Genomic DNA, 17,703 nt, shown 5'->3' with positions numbered 1-17,703 from the left:
TCTATGTTGCACTCTTTAGATTTAGGAGGAATGAACTGACTATTCCTCCTAAATCTAAGATCAGTCAATCAATAAAGACATCCTATAGACATCCAAAAAGTCCCCATCATCTGTTCGGACGCCTCTTTTCATAAGCGCTTCGATTTCAAAACCCATTTTTTGATACAAGTGAACCGCTCGTTCATTTCGAGTTTGCACATCTAGTTCTAGTCTAAAAAGTACACCATTTTCTTTCACCCAAATCAATACTTCTTCAAGCAACATCGTTCCTAATCCCAAACCCCAATAGTCCTTTAAGATGCTGATTCCAACCTCTCCCACATGAGAGATGCGGTATTGTTCGCCTGCTTTAACAGAAACAACCCCGATGATTTTTTGACCCATACAAGCTAAGAGTAAAAGATTATTGTTGCTGTCTTGTAGATATTCGATGGATAAAGCTAAGGCTTCAGGTGTTAGCTCCATTCCTTGTTCATCCATAACCAAAAAGTCAGTCTCTTCCTCTACTTGTTGCATCATTGCTAATAATTCACTGGCATCATTTGGCTGAGCTTCTCGAATGGTCAATGAGATCTCTTCACTCATTGTTTTGTCTCCATTGTTCCACGATCCGCTGTTTGAAAGCTTCACTTTGCTCTCCATATGCTTGCAATTTCACATATCTATATTCTAAATCTGTATCACTTTTTTCTAAAATCAGTTCCAAATAGTCTTCTGGTAAGGCTTCTTCTAAAAGATTTCCCCATTCAATGACAGATAGACCCTCTCCTTCAAAATACTCATCTAAACCAAGATCCGCACCACTAGCTGCCACACGATAAATATCCATATGATAAAGTGGCAATCTACCTTGATCATATTCCCGAATAATTGTATAAGTGGGGCTCTTGATCATTTGTTCGATTCCTAATCCGCGAGCAATCCCTTTGGTCAGCGTTGTTTTTCCGGCTCCTAAGTCACCAGTTAATACTAAATTATCCCCAGGCAGTGCCACTTCACCGATGATTTTTGCCAATTCTTCTGTCTTATCTAAACCACTTAATTCAATCATTCTAACTTACTCCTTCATCTAGCCTTTTGTGACAGTATATCGTGGATGCAAAATTTTTTAAAGCAAAAAAAGCTTGGGACAAAGGTCGTCCCGAGCTTTTTCATATGTGTCAAAATGAATAAATATTTTTCAATCATCAGCTCCTTGCAATAAGTCTAAATTTTTCAAAACATGAGAACTGTTTCAAAAAATCAGCGCTTATACGCTCGGAGCTGATCGCTTCTTTCACGAACTCTTATTCATTGAGTCTTAGATCTTAGTCTAATAATGTTTGGGCTGCAGTAATGATCGCTAATTTATACACATCTTCTTCGTTTGCTCCACGAGATAAATCAGAAACTGGTTTATTCAATCCTTGTAAGATCGGTCCGATCGCTTCAAAGTTACCAAAACGTTGAGCAATTTTGTAACCAATGTTTCCAGATTGCAATTCTGGGAAAACAAAGACAGTTGCTTGTCCAGCTACATCAGAATCAGGTGCTTTTAGTTGAGCCACTGAAGGAACATAAGAAGCATCAAATTGTAATTCGCCATCAATTACATATTGAGGCGCTAATTTTTTAGCAATTTTAGTTGCTTCGACCACTTTATCCACTTCTGGTGCTTTCGCAGATCCTTTAGTTGAAAAACTCATTAATGCTACTTTAGGATCAATATCGAATAATTCAGCAGTCTTTGCCGATTCTACAGCGATTTCTGCTAATTCTTGGGCATTGGGATTGACATTGATAGCACAATCTGAAAAGACATATTTTTCTTGGTCACGTCCACGTACCATGATCATCGCACCACTTGTTCGGCTGACGCCTGGTTTTGTTTTGATGATTTGTAACGCTGGACGAACAGTATCTCCAGTTGAGTGAATCGCACCAGAAACCATCCCGTCAGCAATTCCCATATATGTCAACATCGTACCAAAGTAATTGACATCTTTTAAGATGCTTTCTGCTTGTTCCTTGGATGCCTTTCCATTACGACGTTCCACAAAAGCTTCAACCATTTCATCCCATTTATCATAACGATTTGGATCAATGATCGTAAAACTTGAAGTTTTAATTCCACGAGCATGAGCAGCAGCTGTGATTTCTTCTTCGCTACCAATCAAAATAGGTTCCACTAATTCTTCCGCTTTCAAACGAGCTGCTGCACCTAAAATTCTTGCATCAGTTGCTTCAGGAAAAACGATTTTAATGCTGCGACGTACAATTTTGAATCTCAAACTATCAAACAATTCCACAAGATGACCTCCAGATATTTTCTATGTATCCATCATACACTATTCCTAAAAAAAAGAACAGTTTATTTTATCTGTATCAGTCAAAAAACCATTAGTAATGAAGTCTTTCACATAACATACAATCTGACATATAACAGGAAAACGCTGTCTTACTACACTGTTTCAGGTAATTGCCAATCGATCGGTGTTTCTCCTAATGCCATCAGTGCATCATTGGTCTTAGAAAAAGGTTTAGAGCCTAGGAATCCTCGATGAGCTGATAATGGACTAGGATGAGCAGATGTTAAAATGATATGCCGACTTTTATCAATCATTTTCATTTTTTCTTGAGCCGGTTTCCCCCATAAAATAAAAACGATTGGTTTTTCTCGTTCGTTTAATTTTTCAATGATTTTATCCGTCAATATTTCCCAACCTTTGCCACGATGTGAGTAAGCTTGACCTTCTCGGACCGTTAGTACCGTATTTAATAGTAAAACGCCTTGCTTAGCCCAAGAAACTAAATTGCCATGTTTGACCGGCGAAATACCTAAATCACTTTGCAATTCTTTATAGATATTGTTTAATGATGGTGGAATTTTAACCCCTGGTTGCACAGAAAAAGATAAGCCATGTGCTTGATTGACACCATGGTAAGGGTCTTGACCTAAAATCACAACCTTTACTTTTTCGTAAGGAGTCAATTCCAACGCTTCATAAATATGATACATATCTGGATGAATTTTCTGAGTCGTATATTCTTTTTTTAAAAAGTTTCTTAACTTTTGGTAGTATTCTTTTTCAAACTCATCTGTTAAAATCGTTTGCCAACTGTTATGAATGATTTCTTTCAATCGTTCCACCTCCAACAATCAGGATAACTCACAAATTCTTTCTTAACAAGGGGCAATCTTCGCACGCAGTGTCATCTGGATATGGTAAACTAAGAAGAAGAGAAAGAAAGGAACGATGAGAGTTATGATCAAATTAATCGCATCAGATATGGACGGTACTTTATTAGATGCCCATATGAGTATATCACCCGAAAATGCCGAAGCGATCCGCTTTGCCAATGATGCAGGGATTGAATTTATGGTTGCGACTGGTCGCAATTATCAAGAAGCACGTGCGGCTTTAGATGAAGTTGGCATTGATTGTGCCATGATTACGCTAAATGGTGCGCAAGTTTTCGACAAAACAGGAAACTCCTTGTTCACTGTTCCAATACCGACTCTAAAAACTGCAACTGTCTTAGATATCCTTGATCAAAATGAGATTTATTATGAAGTATCGACCAATCGAGGGCTTTATTCTGAAAGCCAAGCCAAAAGAATTGAAAGCTTTGCCTCAATGATTGGTAGTCATCTCCCCCATTTAACATATAAAATGGCGATTGCGATGGCTTCAGCCAACCTTGAACTTTTGCATATCAATTATGTTGATAGTATTCGTGACTTGCTCCAAGACGAAACATTAGAGGTATTAAAAGTGATTTGTTTCCATACGGAAGGTCCGCGAGTATTGGGTCCAGTTGGAAAAGAAATCAGTGAACTGGGTGACTTAGCTGTTACTTCGTCTGGTCAAAACAATATCGAGGTCAATCACAAAAATGCCCAAAAAGGAATTGCTGTGGCTCATGTCGCACATGACCGAGGAATCGAATTAGACGATGTCATGGCGATTGGGGATAATTTTAATGACGTTAGTATGTTACAAGTGGCTGGTGTTAGTTTTGCGATGGGAAATGCTGAAATCGAAGTCAAAGATTACGCAAAATTTGTCACTGATACTAACCTGGAGTCTGGGGTCGGCAAGGCAATCTTACGGGCAATTTCCGAAAATCTATAATTTTCGAGAAAAGAGGGAGAAAGATGTCAGAATTTTTCATTCAAGAAAAGCATCTCAGTCGTGTCACGAGGACTGTTGTTAAAAATGAATCTGGTAAATCCATCTTCTTAATGGTTGGTCGTTGGGGAACAAAAGGAGATGCTTTGTCTCTTTATGCAATGAACGGAAATCTTGTGGCACATATTAAACAAACGAGTCTAACTTTCGGAACCCGTTTTGAACTTTATAAGGATTTTAAAAAAGTAGGAACGATGCAAAAAATCTTTAACTGGCCCGGGGATTTTTACTATGTACGTCGTCTTCATTGGACAGTTCAAGGAGATATCTATAACCATCAATATCAAATCCATCATTTTAATCAACGAATCATGAAAATGGATAAAGCAACGCTTTTTTCTGGAGATTATTATGTACTTGATATTCCAATGGAAGAAAATGCGCCTATCTGTATCTGTATCGCAGCTGTATTAGACTACTGGTTATATCGTAAAAACCATGACAAAGATACACCTCTTTCTTACCGATTAGACACAAATTAACTTGCTCCTTCTTATAATCAGAATAACTTCAAGAAAAAATAAGCCATCCTCTAGGAAACAAGACCCGCTAGTCAGAGCAAACGAACTTAGCAGATACGCTTCATGTAGGAAGGCTTATTTTTAGTTGGCTCAGTCAAACACTTGATGAGCCTTTATTTATTCTTCTTATTTATGCTTCTTTCTTCTCATAAATCCCACAATAACAACTAACACAATAATCATTCCACCAACAATTGCTAACCATTTATTGGAAGCACTATTTGTTTTTGGCAAAACTTGCGAATCTTGATCTTGAAAATCCATTGACCGCGATTCATCGGTTACGTTAGTTGTTTCATTTGTAGAACTGTTAAACTCATTTCTATCTAAATCAGTACCCTTCCCTTGTTGTGGGATGGTGCTATTCATTCCATTTGATTGATTAGTTTTATCATTATTATTAGGATACACCTGATTGGTATCCTCTCCGCTCATACTTGGATCAATATGAAATGGAGTTGGCGTGTCAGTATCACTATTACCATTTGTTGGGTTGCTACTGCTGTCACTGCTTGTCGTGTCCGTACTGCTATCGCTTGATCCAGAATTATCTGGATTATCAGCAAGGAAAATTTCGTTAGGGTCCCAACGATTGGTTGCTGCATTTAGCGTAACATTTTTTCCGATGATTGTTCCATCCATATTTTGATTGGCTGTGACATCTGCTCGTGGCGCAATAATGGTACCTTGAAAAGGTGCATTTATCGCCAAGTTCGTTACATTACTTGGAAAATTCCATGAAATATTTGCGTCAGAAAAATCTTCCGTTTCATGATTTGCTCGATTATTGTAATGAATTTGTGACTGGATCGTGAAATCAGTTGGTGCATTGATGACATTCATAACCAAAATTTTATTTTCAGAATTTACAATATTCAGTGGTGTATTCATTGATAACACTGAAGCATCCACATTGATGATTACAACATCTGAACTTCCCATTCCTGTTACATCAATCGTTCGATTATTCATATCAGGAAAATCACTTGAAAGATAGGTTTTAGCAGGAGTAATCAACATCAAACTTTCCGAAGCTCCTTCTAATTTTGCAAATTCCGTGTCAAAATCAATATAAGTATTCCCAGGTCGATCTTGATAAAGTTCTGAAGCAGATAAATGGTCGATCCTTGAGCCATTCACCACTGCCCGATCATTTTCGATCCCTGTACTAATTGAAGAACCTACAACAAATTTATTTACTCGGTTACTATCTCCCGAAGTAAAGGATGAGCCAATCAATGAATCAGTTGCTTGAACATAGTTAATTTCTAGTTGGAGGTCACCTGTGATGATATCTGTCCCAAAATTATTGTTTGCATCTAGCTCTTTTGTTGCAACATTACCATTTGTATGCGCGTTTATCGTCGTTTTTTCTTTTGCGAATATATGGAATTGAGAAGCAATCCCTAATATTCCATAATCACCAGTTAAATCATCATAGATGCTACCAGAATCTTGAGGCGTATAAGTTTCCGCTATTGCAGGTAGAGCAACAAAGAGATTTAAAAATAATAGCATAACACCAAATATATTCCCAATTTTACTTCTTAACATTTCAACGGTCCTTTCCTGTCTCCAAGCCCAGTGACGAGCGATAGAGCATATTTTAATACTTAAAAAAAGACCCGTCATTACAGAATAATTGAAAATAAATGAAAAATATTTTCATAAAAAAGAGATTATAACAACTATCATTTAATATATACAACTGACATTTATGAAAACAAAAGAGAGTGTAAAATATTTTGTGTAAATAGAAAAAAGGAAGTCCCTTCTGTAGAATAGAGTTACCACAACACATTCACAGAAAAGAGGACTTCCATATGAACGATTTTACTACAGAAATTCTAAAGACTCTAGCGAACAAAGGCGATTTGAATGAATTATTCCGTGTCCATTTGGAAAAAGCTGTCAATACGCTTCTCAAAACGGAGTTAACGGCTTTCCTCGATTACGAAAAGTACGATCGCATTGGTTTTAACACGGGTAATTCTCGTAACGGCTCCTATGACCGTACGGTCAAGACCGAGTACGGGGAACTTCATCTCCAGATTCCGCGCGACCGCAACGGCGAGTTCAAGCAACAGACTGTTCCTGCTTATAGACGGACGAATGATACCTTAGAGGAGACCGTCATTCACCTCTTCCGAAAAGGTATTACCATGTCGGAAATCGCAGACTTGATTGAGAAAATGTATGGGCATCACTACACGCCCCAAACCATGTCCAACATGACTAAAGTGCTGACTGAAGAAGTAAATGCATTTAAAGTTAGAACTCTAAATGATAAGTATGTCGCTATTTTCATGGATGCTACTTATATTCCTTTAAAAAGACAAACTGTTTCAAAAGAAGCAGTTTATATTGTAATTGGCATTCGATTAGATGGAACCAAAGAGGTTCTTGGGTTTAGTCTTGCTCCAACTGAATCTGCTTATGTTTGGAAAGAGATTCTTCAAGACCTAAAAGACCGTGGTTTAAAAGAGGTTTTATTAGTCGTAACTGATGGTTTAAGTGGCATTAACGATAGTATTCATAGTGTTTATCCAAATGCTCAATTTCAACAATGTTGTGTCCATATATCTAGAAATATCGCTCATAAGGTTCGTGTTAGTGATCGACAAGAAATCTGTAGCGATTTCAAATTAGTTTATCAAGCAAGTTCAAAAGAAGAAGCAAATAATCAAATAAGGTTTATGATAGATAAATGGAAAAAGCAGTATCCACGAGTGGTTAAATTGCTCATGAATCCTGCTATATTAACCTTTTATAATTTCCCTCCGTCAATCAGAAGAACTATTTATTCAACTAATTTGATTGAAGGTTTTAACAAACAATTAAAGAAATATACCAAAAGAAAAGAGCAATTTCCTAATGAAGAATCTCTGGAGAGATTTCTAGTATCTCAATTCAACAACTATAATCAAAAGTTTCTATGCCGAGTTCATAAAGGTTTTAAAGAAATACATGATACATTAGAATCAATGTTTTAACTTAATCAACAGAATGGGCTTTTCCATTTACACATAATTCTTGACGCAACCAAACAAAACAAAAAAAGAGTGAAAAACCTTGTTTTCACTCAACATTTTATCAAATAATAGTTACAACAATTTAAATGTCTTTATTAAAAAAAAATAAGTTTGGTTTGATTAAGAAACCATTAAATTTCCTTTTGCATGTGATCATAGAGATGATCACTGATTTTCCTTTTGCCTACTACTTTAAATCCGTGACGTTCATACAATCTTTTGGCGTTAGGATTTTGTTCATCTACACTTAAACCAATAACATTTCGCCCAGTTTTTTTAGCTAATTTAGGTAAAGCTTCAAGTAAGTGTGAACCTATTCCTTGTCCTCTAAAAGCTTCCGAAACGGAAATGGAATCCAAATACCATTCTTTAGGAAATGTTTCTTGATCTACAAATAATTGTTCCTTATCTGTAATTCCATGTTTTTCTAAAATTACTTCTAAGGGTTTATCGATAAATGGCTCTTCTTCATCTGTGTAGCCAAATGCTACACCAGCTATCTTGCCATCAATTTCTTCAACAATTCCTCTTGTATAACTGTAACGATAATCGGGATCCATAATGGCTTCTTCTAAGATTTCAATTGTTTTTTCTTTCCCATACTTTTGTAAAAAAGGTAATTCCATATCATTTAAAATAACTAAAATAAGCGGAGCAATCTCTTGAGCATCCTCTTTTTTTGCAAAACGAATCATTTCATTCTCTCCTTTTTTTCATTCTATCACTGAAAAATAAAGATCAAAAGAGTTATTTTAAATAATCCTCGATTTTTTGGGTAACAAAATAACCATGTGAAACGATGCGAGCAGCTTCTGTCCGGCAATAAGGACAAACGATCGGCATTTCTTTATCAACATGTTCAACTACATTGTTGACTTCTTCATAAGTAAACTTTTTCCCGCAATTTGGGCATTTCATCTTTTCCATAGCAATGACTTCCTTTCTTTTTTACACATTTAGCTTACTCTTATATCGTAAAAAAGAAAAATGATAGCTATTGATTTTTAGGCACGAATCAACAAAACAGATTCTTCATTATCCTCTGCTAATTTGATCTCATAGTATAATTTGTCGCTTTTCATTAGCAAAACCCAACTTCTTACTTTAGCATTGCGCTTTCCACTTTGTTTAACAGCTTCTTTCATTGCCTTTTGAGGAGATTTGCTTGAGTAGATCTTTTTGATGTCAAAGAATGGTTGGTTTTCGGCTAATTTACTCGAACGAACAGCTGGCTTTCCGGTTGTAGGATTGACAACAAGCGTTTGTTCAGAATCTACGAAAAGATATTGAAAGGTATTGTTTGTTTGTTGTTGGACATCCTCTTTTGGTACAAACTGAACCATTTGAACTTTTGTTTTATTTGTTTCTTTTTTAAAGATTCCCACTGCTTTTTTCAGTGAGATTTGATATTCTTGTTCACTAATATCATCATAACGAAACGTAGCAGTCAATAATCCTAACGAAGCCGTTAGCCCAATAAGTATGAGAATAGCTGACCTAAATAAAATTTTTTTCATCTTCATCAGTGTCTCCCTTTTCCTTTTTTTACTAGCATACCAAGATTTTTTATTAAAAAAAATCGAATGACAGAAAGAAAAAGTGACAATTTTGTTACTTATTCATGTAATTCTAACGGCAAACCATCTGGATCAAAGAAAAAAGTCATTTTTTTCCCAGTAAATGTATCGATTCGAATTGGCTCAGTTTCGATCCCTTTTAAACGAAGCTCTTCAATGACAGATTCAATCTGTTCCACTTTAAAAGCCAGATGTCTTAATCCACATGCTTCTGGATAACTTGGACGTTTAGGCGCATTAGCTACCCCGAATATTTCTAATTCAGCTGTTCCAAGCTTTAAATCTAATTTATAATCTTCTCTTTCCGCACGATAATTTTCACGGATTACTTCAAAGCCTAACTTATCAACGTAAAATTCCCGTGATTTTTGATAGTCAGATACAATAATTGCGACATGATGGATAGCAGATAAATTCATTTTTTTACTCCTTTAATCTTTTATTCTTTTTCATATTTTAACATTTTCTTTGGTCAAAAGTTTTTTATAAAGAAAAAAATGGAAAGTTCACCTACGTCGGTTGACTTCCCATTCTTTCATCAATTCAATGTAAAGTTTTCATGTTTCCAGAAAACAAAGCAAAAAGTATCATAACACATATTATTTTAAATTGAAAGACTAGAAATATTTTTTGAAAGTAATACAATAGGTTGTGTCAACAAATCGAACACATACTATATTTAGTGTTTAAAGGAGCTTTTATCAATGATAAATTATTTTCGCTTTTTAGCACACCAACTCAAAGGTTGGCCTCAACAAAATTACTATCTTTTCTTTTTTAGTCTTGGGTGTCAGATTATGACCCTTGTGAATAGCCCTATTACTTGGTTAGCGGTGATCACTTTTATCGGTACTACACTTGGTGTCTTGTGTATCTTATCAATCAATGCAGCGAAATCTGTTAATGGTATTTTAGGAATTTTATCAGCTATTTGTTTCATCATCGTTGGTTTTTCTGCTAAAAATTACTTGAGTATCGGCGAACAAATCGCCTATATGATCACCTTAGATATCCCTGTTTTATTAAGTAAAGAATGGAATCATAACATGGCAGCAAAAATCCGTAAGTTCAATGGAAAAACATGGTTAGTCGCAATTTTTGCTACAATCTTGGTTTATGCTATTTCAGGTTTCTTGATTGGGCGCTTAACAGACGATCCACGTCCTTGGATCGATGCTATTGCCTTTTCAATCAGTTTGACAGCTGGTGTGATCAGTTTCTTGCGTTACAATAACCAATATTATTGGTGGTTGGCTTCAGGATTAGCACAGATGGTTCTGTGGTACATCTCATTTAGACATGGTTCAGCTAGTTTAGCTATGTTTGTCAATAGTTCCGTTTACCTATTGAATGATGTCTTGGCTTTCACAGTTTCTCCTTGGTATAACCAAAAAGAACGTGAACGAATGCTAAAAATGGAAAAAGAATATAATCAAGAGCATGAAAAGAGTGTGCTGATTTAAGACCGTGCCATGATCATTTTGATCTGAATATAATCGACAGACTTCTGGTAAAGCATGTTTCGATGTTCCCTTTTTCTTGGTACTTATCTAAATAAGCTAGCTGTCGCCAACAATTGATTGGTGGTAGCTAGCTTATTTTTACCCTATCGACTTTCACAATAGTCTTTTTAATAATTGCTTAGTTTTTGAATTTTCTGTTTGCAAAACTTTTTCTAATTGTTGGAAATATTGTAACGCATGTTCTTGTTCTTTCGATAAGGAATAGTCATTTTCATTTAGTTCTGTTAAAATGGTCATCACTTTTTTCGTTTTCAACTCAACAGCAATTTTATCCCATACTTCCTCGGTGACTACCTTTTTCTGTGACACATTTTCGTTGGCTATCACTGTTTGCTTCATTTCTTTTTCTTTTCGTAAGACCTTCAAGAAACCATTTCTCATGACTCTAGGAATACTATCAAAGAAGCCTTCTGTGAAACCATAACGACAATATTGCTGCCAGATGAAAAGATACACCTCGGATTGGATAAATCGCTGCTTGCGTGCATATTCGGTCATTTTACTCTGTTGTTCTGGAGTTTGTTGGCGTCCAGTTGCTCTTAATTGCTGGATGAATGTTTCAAAGAAGGTCAATGATAGTTGTTCACCCCCGTCAACAGCGATCAACGCCCAATCTTTTTGCAAAAAAGTTCGGTAATTCGTTAAAAAAGTCTCGACATCTTTCACTAATTCTTCTGAAAAATCTTCAAATAGTTCTTTCTTCCCACGAATTTTTTTAGGGGTTCCCTCTAATTGCGTTGCAATACGTGAGATCTCTTGTTTCAGCGCTTGATAATCAGCAAGATAAATTGGCATATCTGCTTCACGAAAATCCACAACCCTGGCAACTAGTTTTTGATCAGGCAAATAGGGATTTTTTAATTTTCGATTTTGGTAGAGCATAAAACAATATTCTTGCCATAAATCTTCTGGAAACGCCACGTTTTGCTGTTTCAGCCACAATAATTCGTCTAGTGCTAAATCGACTTTAGTCATCCCTTGATTGATAGATGTTGCGATTTGCGGGCTTACGTGTAAATGTTCAGCAAAGTGATTGATCCCTAAAGAAAGGCTCTTACCGGTCTTTGGTGAATGAACGATATATTGCACTTTTAATTCACGACCGCATTCGCAATATAATTTTTGTTGTCGCCGTTTGGTACGAAAAAAAGGATTGATTTTAAAATCGGAAAAGACCCAATCAGTCGCTGCTAAATAATTTTCTTCTATAAATTGGGAATTAATCAAGTAGCGTCGATGTTGATCAACTAATTGACGTTGTTTCGTCGTCAACTTTTCATAGATTTCCCAACGCTGATTACTTGTATACTGTTTTGATATCTTAATTGGATAGACTTGATTGATTTCTTTGGGGTACCATTCTTTAAATACCTTTTGCCAGTCGTTCATTACTTATGTTTCCTTTCAAAAAAAGAATCGACTGGTCTGATTCGACCAGTCGACACAATGATTTGTTTTTCACTACATTATTTGTAAAAATTAGTGAGTTGTTCCTGCATTGCCAGCAATGTCATGATCATTTGTTACGGCTGCTTCGACTGCATAAGTCAAAGAAGCGGCAATATCATCTAATGACATTGATGGTGTGCCTACTGGACGATCAATCACTTGATCAGGTGAAAATGGCACATGGATAAATCCGCCACGAATCGTTGGGAATTTTGTCTCAATCAAGTGAAGCAAACGATACATGATGTCGTTGCAAACAAAGGTACCAGCTGTATACGAAATGTAAGCAGGTAATCCATGTTCATGGACATTTTTTGTCATTGCTTTAATCGGTAAAGAAGTGAAATAAGCAGCTGGTCCATCTGGTTCTAACGCTGTATCAAAAGGTTGGTTTCCTTCGTTGTCAGCAATTCTAGCTTCTGCTAAATTGATTGCTACTCGTTCGAATGAAACAGCTGAACGTCCACCAGCTTGTCCAACACAGATGACGATTTCCGGTTGATGTTCTTCGATTGCTTTTTCCACAACTTGGCTGCTTTTAGCAAAAACCGTTGGGACTTCCACTTTGATAATTTGTGCTCCAGCAATTTCATCAGGCATTTTTTTCACTGCTTCATAAGCAGGATTCACTTTATCTCCACCAAATGGATCAAAACCAGTTACTAGTACTTTCATTTTACATTCCTCCATTATTCTCAATATAAACTAACTATTATTATAGAGTTTTTTCTTATTTAAATAAAATCATATAAACGATTTGGAACACTAACATGAAGATCGCTACGAATAATTGGTTCTTGATTACGCCGTATTTGTCTTTCATCTCTAACATTGCCACAGGCACGACATTGAAGTTTGCAGCCATCGGTGTTAACAAGGTTCCACAGAACCCACAGGTCAGAGCAACCATTCCCACTAGTGCTGGATTTGCGCCGTGACTGAATACAAACGGTGCACCGATCCCTACAGTCATTACCGTAATCGCTGCAAAGGCGTTCCCCATAATCACCGTGAAGATAACCATACCCAATGCATAGATTATAATACCGACATTCACATTACCTTCGGGAACGATTTGCCCGACTGCATTAGAAATAACTGTCCCTACTCCTGCACTTGTAAAAACCGCTCCTAATGATGCCAAGAGCATTGGTAACATACTTAAAGGTCCTACTGTTCCTAGCATATCTGCAGCATCATCTAAGAAAGTAGTTGGTCGATTGTCTCGTGAGAAGAACATCATGATCACCATTGCGGCAAAAACACCGACACCAACACCAACTAATGCGCCAAGCTTAGTAAAGAGTGCGAACAAGATTGCAAAGATCCCAATACTCAATGCCGGAATAAAGATTTTCATTCCTAATTTATCAGACATTTTTTCCATGTATTGTTTAGAAGGTAAGCGACTTTCTCCTTTGCTGACTTTCTTTGCAATCGCTGGAACTGTCATGGCAAAAATCAAAAGACCGTTGACGATCGCAGGTAACCATCTTCCACCAGCAATTACGATTCCTAATACTGTCCAGAAAAAAGCAGAACCGTAACGATGAGGATTCGTTTTATCGTTAATATTTCTGATTCCTGTATAAATCAGAACTAACCCCATGATGATATATAATATTTCTAATAATTTATCCCCTAATAAAATTTCAGGATCTGTAAAAAAGCTCATATTATTGCCCCTTTCCTGAATAATATTTTTTCGCTAAGTTCTTTTCTCTTAAGTAGAAATAAATACTTGCAACAATCAGTGCAACGACAGCAACTGGTACTTCAACCAAAGCAAGTTGTCCTAGTGTCACTTCATAACCCAGACCTTTTAAAGTCGATTGAACTAACAACGCACCTGCTCCACCAACGAATAATACTTGACCAAAGAACCAACAAATATTTTCCATCGCAGAAGACATGCCTTTTAATTCTTCCTCATGTTGTGGATCAATTTCCAGGCCTTTTGATTCGACTGTTCCTAAAGCCATTGGCATGATGATTGGGCGAACAAAACCGGCAACTCCACCAAAGCTGACATTGAACGCTGCAAAGATCATACGGAAGACCCCATAGATATCAATGATCATTCCAGCTGATACTTTCTTAAAGCGCTTAATAAGCGAAGCTGCTGATTCTTTCAAACCATTACGTTCCAGTGTACCTGTTGCCAACATAATAATGATAAAAATAGCCATTCCTCGATTATTGACAAAACTTGTTCCTAAAGTTTCTAACATTCCTTCAATTCCTAAACCGCCTGTCAATGCGGTGACGATCAGTGCGACCATTACGATCAAAATTGAATCTAATTTTAGTGCAAAACCGATAATGACGATCAAGACACCTAAAAGACTAAGATAGTTCTCCATTTGACTTCCTCCTTAAAATTACAAGATATTTTTTTATTATAAATCAAAAAGCCATGAAAATATAGATAAAATCCAATTATCTCATTGTATTTTTTAAAAATTCAGTCAATTCAATAAAAAAATTAGAAAAATCACTTACGATTGAAACAACTCGTTTACAGTTCAAATTTATTGAGATCTTATTTTTGTTAACTAACAAATGAACAAAAAACAAACAAAAACGTGCTTCATTATCTAAAATAACACTTTAGCGTAGGTGTTTTCCTCCAAAAAACGACTTCTAAATCGAATGGCCGATTCAAATTGGTTCACGTTTTAGCTTATCACTACCCTTATTTTTTATTCTGTGTTATCCTTTCAATTAACAAAATAATGACACAACTATCGCCGGGTAGTATTAAGAGGATAAGCATTCCATTAGGTCTTTGGAGGAATGCTACTCCTCTTTTTTGTGTAAATGGAGTGATTAATATGGCATGGTTTGAATTAATCTTAGCGGGAATCTTGGAAGTTTTTTGGTCTACGATGATGAAATGGAGTGATGGTTTTTCTAAATTGAATTATTCTTTCTACACAGTCATTGGCATGATCGCCAGCTTTTATCTCTTATCAAAGGCGATCAAACAGTTACCAATGAGTTTATCCTATCCTATTTGGACCGGAATCGGTGCCGTTGGTTCAGTGATCATTGGTGTCGTCTTGTTTCATGATAAACTGACATTAGCCACTTGGTTTTTCGTTGGCTTATTATTGATTAGTCTGGTCGGAATCAAAATAACGAGTGGACATTGATCCTACATTATCAGGAATGGTTGATCAGACCAAAACAATAGTAGGTGCATGAACACATCAAAAAAAGCCAGATAACCGGTTTTGCTAACAATTCTTTTATTAGAATCATGAATTACCGTTTATTTGGCTTTTTTAATGACTTAATTTAACATATTTGTGTATTTAAACATGTAAAACGCCTGTAGCAAATAGAATCATTGCTGTTAGTCCGATCATTGTGACACCGACTAATAAAAATTTATCTAAGTGAAGATGAGGGATTGGCTCATTTTGTTCTTTCCGGGCTCTTAAATAAAAGAAGATCCCAGGTAAGAAGAGTACTAACACTAACATCACTTCATTGAAAGCAACCACGAGCATTGCCCAGACTTGAAATGCACTGGCTAAAAAGCCAATAAAGAATTGCCCCCATTCTTTTCTTTGATAAGATAGTTTCATCTGATAAAGACCTAAGAATAACCAAGTAAAGAATATCGCTGCTGTCCCAAGTGTGTAAGCAAAATTATACGCACTATCCGTGAACAATAAAGAAAGTAAGAAAACATTAGTACAAATCGTCGTTAAGACAATAGCATATGTTGGCGCACCTTTTTTATTGACTTGACCCCAGCGTTTCGGTAATAAGTTAGCATCTGCCATATTCCTCATGGTTTCAATCGGTAAAATCGTCCAAGATAACCAGACACCGACAAGCGAAATGATCAAACCACCGTTGATCAAGATTGCTCCCCATTTTCCTACCATCATTTCAAACACATAGCCCATCGCTGGCTGTGTTTGGATTCCTTGCAATTCTTTCATTGACATTGTCCCATAAGGTAACATCGAAACTAAAACATAAATGATGATTAAACCAAAAATACCAAGGATCGTTGCTTTCCCTACATCTGATTTTTTCTTTGCACGAGAACCAACCACAGAAGCTCCTTCGATCCCAACAAACACCCATAACATCACCATGATACAGCTCAATATCTGACTAGAAAATGGCACGGGCTGGCCATTCGCACTCAATATGATATCACTAGAAAAATTATCGATAAATTGTTGCAGTGAAAAGGTACTGATTGCTACAACAATAAATAAAAATAGTGGGACAAGTTTACAGATCGTTACAATAGCGTTCACATAACTTGCATTTTCGACCCCACGATTGACTAGCCAAGCATATCCCCATAAAAACAAAGTGCTCATAACGATCGAAGCGATATTCTGACCTCCGTCGAATACTGGGAAAAAGTAACCTAAAGCACTCATTAGCAACGTAGCAAAGGCTACGTTCCCCAACCAACAAGTAAGCCAATAACCCCAACCACTGATAAATCCAGCAAAACGTCCGAAACCAGCTTCTGCATAGCTGAAAATACCACCTTCCAGCTCTGGACGTTTTTTATTGATATTATTGATTGATAACGAGAGCATCAACATAGCTGTTCCAACTAGCACCCAACTAAAAATAGCTGGGGCACCAGCCGATCCGGAGATGTCCGTCATAATACCAAATACGCCACCTCCTATCGCTGACCCAATCACTAAGGCCGCTAGTGGAAACAACCCTATTCCTTTGTTCTGTTGCTCTGTATCCATTTTAAGCATCCTCCAAAATAAACCGCTTTTACCAAAAGTATAACAAATCTTCACCTGTTTTACTTTATTCATAAAAATTCTAATAGAAATATAATTGTAACTATTTTTTTCTAATTATACAAGAATATTGCATATTCATTTAGGGAAAACCTTTTCCAAAAATTGATAAAAAAATGCTATACTGGAGACAAGAATTGGAGGAAATGTAATGAACATTCTATATATATCGATCTCTGGAAACACACGAGCTTTCGCTAAAAAACTTGCTGAATATGCTGCGAACCAACATGAGTTAAATCCTCAATTACCAGAAATCACGCTAAAAGAAATTCATGAAAATAGTGACTTTCAACAAGAGAGTGAACCTTTCTTCACTTTTGTACCCACTTACTTAGATGGAGGAAATGGGTTAGATAACGGTGATACAGAAATTTTAACAGAAACCATGCGTGAATATCTGGAATACGAAGACAATCATACGCTTTGTCTGGGTGTCGTAGGGAGTGGAAACAAAAATTTTAATAATCAATATTGCTTAACAGCTAAACAATACGCCAGCCAATTTGGCTTCCCTTTCCTCGCCGACTATGAATTACGGGGAACCCCAGCAGATGTTGAGCGAGTATATCAAAAGTTAGTCGAAACAGCTAACCAATAATTTCTAAAAAATTCGATCAAAACATAGAA

Annotated in this window: 20 protein-coding genes; 6 read left to right on the top strand and 14 right to left on the bottom strand. The window is 36.4% G+C overall.

Features of this window, described 5'->3' with window-relative positions; genetic code table 11:
- Positions 1 to 60: 60 nt before the first annotated feature.
- The 4 genes from IGL30_RS02895 to IGL30_RS02880 form a co-directional block, all read right to left on the bottom strand.
- Positions 61 to 585 (bottom strand): GNAT family N-acetyltransferase, encoded by a 525-nt coding sequence (locus IGL30_RS02895; protein ID WP_088744965.1) that lies wholly within the window; start codon positions 583 to 585, stop codon positions 61 to 63.
- Positions 578 to 1,051: a tRNA (adenosine(37)-N6)-threonylcarbamoyltransferase complex ATPase subunit type 1 TsaE gene (gene tsaE, locus IGL30_RS02890; protein ID WP_088744966.1), complete on the bottom strand. Its 474-nt coding sequence runs from the start codon at positions 1,049 to 1,051 to the stop codon at positions 578 to 580. The genes IGL30_RS02895 and tsaE overlap by 8 nt, the downstream gene beginning before the upstream one ends.
- A gap of 256 nt (positions 1,052 to 1,307) precedes the next feature.
- Positions 1,308 to 2,288 carry a phosphate acetyltransferase gene (pta, locus tag IGL30_RS02885; protein WP_010719866.1) on the bottom strand — a complete coding sequence of 327 codons (981 nt, stop codon included), beginning with the start codon at positions 2,286 to 2,288 and terminating at the stop codon, positions 1,308 to 1,310.
- 152 nt (positions 2,289 to 2,440) lie between these two features.
- Positions 2,441 to 3,121 (bottom strand): uracil-DNA glycosylase, encoded by a 681-nt coding sequence (locus IGL30_RS02880; protein ID WP_010719867.1) that lies wholly within the window; start codon positions 3,119 to 3,121, stop codon positions 2,441 to 2,443.
- A 124-nt stretch (positions 3,122 to 3,245) separates the two neighbouring features.
- Between IGL30_RS02880 and IGL30_RS02875 the strand changes: the two genes are divergently transcribed.
- Together IGL30_RS02875 and IGL30_RS02870 are read left to right on the top strand one after the other, a co-directional pair.
- On the top strand, positions 3,246 to 4,115 hold the full coding sequence (locus IGL30_RS02875; RefSeq protein WP_010719868.1) for a Cof-type HAD-IIB family hydrolase: 870 nt from the start codon (positions 3,246 to 3,248) through the stop codon (positions 4,113 to 4,115).
- A gap of 23 nt (positions 4,116 to 4,138) precedes the next feature.
- Positions 4,139 to 4,654, top strand: coding sequence for an LURP-one-related/scramblase family protein (locus IGL30_RS02870; RefSeq protein WP_010719869.1), 516 nt, complete (start codon positions 4,139 to 4,141; stop codon positions 4,652 to 4,654).
- A gap of 165 nt (positions 4,655 to 4,819) precedes the next feature.
- On the opposite strand, the gene IGL30_RS02865 is transcribed toward IGL30_RS02870, so the two are convergent.
- Positions 4,820 to 6,247, bottom strand: coding sequence for a choice-of-anchor A family protein (locus IGL30_RS02865; protein WP_430618533.1), 1,428 nt, complete (start codon positions 6,245 to 6,247; stop codon positions 4,820 to 4,822).
- 269 nt (positions 6,248 to 6,516) lie between these two features.
- Between IGL30_RS02865 and IGL30_RS02860 the strand changes: the two genes are divergently transcribed.
- Complete coding sequence (locus IGL30_RS02860; RefSeq protein ID WP_010721693.1) at positions 6,517 to 7,686, top strand: IS256 family transposase; 1,170 nt, start codon at positions 6,517 to 6,519, stop codon at positions 7,684 to 7,686.
- 170 nt (positions 7,687 to 7,856) lie between these two features.
- Here the strand turns inward: IGL30_RS02860 and IGL30_RS02855 are convergent, their stop codons facing one another.
- The 4 genes from IGL30_RS02855 to gloA2 all read right to left on the bottom strand — a co-directional run bounded on the left by IGL30_RS02855 (position 7,857) and on the right by gloA2 (position 9,721).
- Positions 7,857 to 8,420: a GNAT family N-acetyltransferase gene (locus IGL30_RS02855; RefSeq protein WP_010719873.1), complete on the bottom strand. Its 564-nt coding sequence runs from the start codon at positions 8,418 to 8,420 to the stop codon at positions 7,857 to 7,859.
- Between the two features lie 52 nt (positions 8,421 to 8,472).
- Positions 8,473 to 8,652 carry a hypothetical protein gene (locus IGL30_RS02850; protein ID WP_010738307.1) on the bottom strand — a complete coding sequence of 60 codons (180 nt, stop codon included), beginning with the start codon at positions 8,650 to 8,652 and terminating at the stop codon, positions 8,473 to 8,475.
- Positions 8,653 to 8,729: 77 nt separating this feature from the next.
- Complete coding sequence (locus IGL30_RS02845; RefSeq protein ID WP_240210768.1) at positions 8,730 to 9,242, bottom strand: hypothetical protein; 513 nt, start codon at positions 9,240 to 9,242, stop codon at positions 8,730 to 8,732.
- 98 nt (positions 9,243 to 9,340) lie between these two features.
- Complete coding sequence (gene gloA2 / locus IGL30_RS02840) at positions 9,341 to 9,721, bottom strand: SMU1112c/YaeR family gloxylase I-like metalloprotein (RefSeq protein ID WP_010719876.1); 381 nt, start codon at positions 9,719 to 9,721, stop codon at positions 9,341 to 9,343.
- Between the two features lie 285 nt (positions 9,722 to 10,006).
- On the opposite strand from gloA2, the gene pnuC reads away from it, so the two are divergent.
- Positions 10,007 to 10,765, top strand: coding sequence for a nicotinamide riboside transporter PnuC (pnuC, locus tag IGL30_RS02835; RefSeq protein WP_088744969.1), 759 nt, complete (start codon positions 10,007 to 10,009; stop codon positions 10,763 to 10,765).
- A gap of 153 nt (positions 10,766 to 10,918) precedes the next feature.
- On the opposite strand, the gene IGL30_RS02830 is transcribed toward pnuC, so the two are convergent.
- From IGL30_RS02830 to IGL30_RS02815, 4 genes are all read right to left on the bottom strand, one after another.
- Positions 10,919 to 12,214, bottom strand: coding sequence for a hypothetical protein (locus IGL30_RS02830; protein ID WP_081127850.1), 1,296 nt, complete (start codon positions 12,212 to 12,214; stop codon positions 10,919 to 10,921).
- A gap of 90 nt (positions 12,215 to 12,304) precedes the next feature.
- Positions 12,305 to 12,949 carry a pyroglutamyl-peptidase I gene (gene pcp / locus IGL30_RS02825; protein WP_010738311.1) on the bottom strand — a complete coding sequence of 215 codons (645 nt, stop codon included), beginning with the start codon at positions 12,947 to 12,949 and terminating at the stop codon, positions 12,305 to 12,307.
- Positions 12,950 to 13,004: 55 nt separating this feature from the next.
- On the bottom strand, positions 13,005 to 13,949 hold the full coding sequence (locus tag IGL30_RS02820; protein ID WP_010719880.1) for a DUF979 domain-containing protein: 945 nt from the start codon (positions 13,947 to 13,949) through the stop codon (positions 13,005 to 13,007).
- A 1-nt stretch (position 13,950) separates the two neighbouring features.
- Positions 13,951 to 14,637 (bottom strand): DUF969 domain-containing protein, encoded by a 687-nt coding sequence (locus IGL30_RS02815; RefSeq protein WP_088744970.1) that lies wholly within the window; start codon positions 14,635 to 14,637, stop codon positions 13,951 to 13,953.
- A 471-nt stretch (positions 14,638 to 15,108) separates the two neighbouring features.
- Here IGL30_RS02815 and IGL30_RS02810 point away from each other — a divergent pair, with 471 nt between their 5' ends.
- The gene (locus IGL30_RS02810) at positions 15,109 to 15,429 is read left to right on the top strand and encodes a DMT family transporter (protein WP_010719882.1); all 321 of its coding nucleotides are present in this window, start codon (positions 15,109 to 15,111) and stop codon (positions 15,427 to 15,429) included.
- Positions 15,430 to 15,591: 162 nt separating this feature from the next.
- Here the strand turns inward: IGL30_RS02810 and IGL30_RS02805 are convergent, their stop codons facing one another.
- A complete protein-coding gene (locus IGL30_RS02805; protein WP_010738312.1) occupies positions 15,592 to 17,016 on the bottom strand; it encodes a basic amino acid/polyamine antiporter in 1,425 nt (474 codons plus the stop codon).
- Positions 17,017 to 17,224: 208 nt separating this feature from the next.
- On the opposite strand from IGL30_RS02805, the gene nrdI reads away from it, so the two are divergent.
- Entirely contained in the window at positions 17,225 to 17,674 is a 450-nt protein-coding gene (gene nrdI, locus IGL30_RS02800) for a class Ib ribonucleoside-diphosphate reductase assembly flavoprotein NrdI (protein WP_010719884.1), read from the top strand.
- Positions 17,675 to 17,703 lie beyond the last annotated feature (29 nt).

The organism is Enterococcus sp. DIV1089c (assembly GCF_050530965.1).
Taxonomy (GTDB): domain Bacteria; phylum Bacillota; class Bacilli; order Lactobacillales; family Enterococcaceae; genus Enterococcus_B; species Enterococcus_B hirae.
The sequence above is the reverse complement of the archived record's forward strand: the minus strand, read 5'-3'. Positions and strand labels throughout refer to the sequence as shown.

What these genes read in the sequence shown, in the direction of transcription:
- IGL30_RS02845 (WP_240210768.1), bottom strand. Translation starts at nt 9,242, where the DNA reads ATGAAAAAAATTTTATTTAGGTCAGCTATTCTCATACTTATTGGGCTA.
- IGL30_RS02855 (WP_010719873.1), bottom strand. Translation starts at nt 8,420, where the DNA reads ATGATTCGTTTTGCAAAAAAAGAGGATGCTCAAGAGATTGCTCCGCTT.
- nrdI (WP_010719884.1), top strand. Translation starts at nt 17,225, where the DNA reads ATGAACATTCTATATATATCGATCTCTGGAAACACACGAGCTTTCGCT.
- IGL30_RS02810 (WP_010719882.1), top strand. Translation starts at nt 15,109, where the DNA reads ATGGCATGGTTTGAATTAATCTTAGCGGGAATCTTGGAAGTTTTTTGG.
- IGL30_RS02805 (WP_010738312.1), bottom strand. Translation starts at nt 17,016, where the DNA reads ATGGATACAGAGCAACAGAACAAAGGAATAGGGTTGTTTCCACTAGCG.
- IGL30_RS02830 (WP_081127850.1), bottom strand. Translation starts at nt 12,214, where the DNA reads ATGAACGACTGGCAAAAGGTATTTAAAGAATGGTACCCCAAAGAAATC.
- gloA2 (WP_010719876.1), bottom strand. Translation starts at nt 9,721, where the DNA reads ATGAATTTATCTGCTATCCATCATGTCGCAATTATTGTATCTGACTAT.
- IGL30_RS02865 (WP_430618533.1), bottom strand. Translation starts at nt 6,247, where the DNA reads ATGTTAAGAAGTAAAATTGGGAATATATTTGGTGTTATGCTATTATTT.
- pcp (WP_010738311.1), bottom strand. Translation starts at nt 12,949, where the DNA reads ATGAAAGTACTAGTAACTGGTTTTGATCCATTTGGTGGAGATAAAGTG.
- IGL30_RS02860 (WP_010721693.1), top strand. Translation starts at nt 6,517, where the DNA reads ATGAACGATTTTACTACAGAAATTCTAAAGACTCTAGCGAACAAAGGC.
- IGL30_RS02815 (WP_088744970.1), bottom strand. Translation starts at nt 14,637, where the DNA reads ATGGAGAACTATCTTAGTCTTTTAGGTGTCTTGATCGTCATTATCGGT.
- IGL30_RS02850 (WP_010738307.1), bottom strand. Translation starts at nt 8,652, where the DNA reads ATGGAAAAGATGAAATGCCCAAATTGCGGGAAAAAGTTTACTTATGAA.
- IGL30_RS02870 (WP_010719869.1), top strand. Translation starts at nt 4,139, where the DNA reads ATGTCAGAATTTTTCATTCAAGAAAAGCATCTCAGTCGTGTCACGAGG.
- IGL30_RS02875 (WP_010719868.1), top strand. Translation starts at nt 3,246, where the DNA reads ATGATCAAATTAATCGCATCAGATATGGACGGTACTTTATTAGATGCC.
- IGL30_RS02895 (WP_088744965.1), bottom strand. Translation starts at nt 585, where the DNA reads ATGAGTGAAGAGATCTCATTGACCATTCGAGAAGCTCAGCCAAATGAT.
- IGL30_RS02820 (WP_010719880.1), bottom strand. Translation starts at nt 13,949, where the DNA reads ATGAGCTTTTTTACAGATCCTGAAATTTTATTAGGGGATAAATTATTA.
- tsaE (WP_088744966.1), bottom strand. Translation starts at nt 1,051, where the DNA reads ATGATTGAATTAAGTGGTTTAGATAAGACAGAAGAATTGGCAAAAATC.
- pnuC (WP_088744969.1), top strand. Translation starts at nt 10,007, where the DNA reads ATGATAAATTATTTTCGCTTTTTAGCACACCAACTCAAAGGTTGGCCT.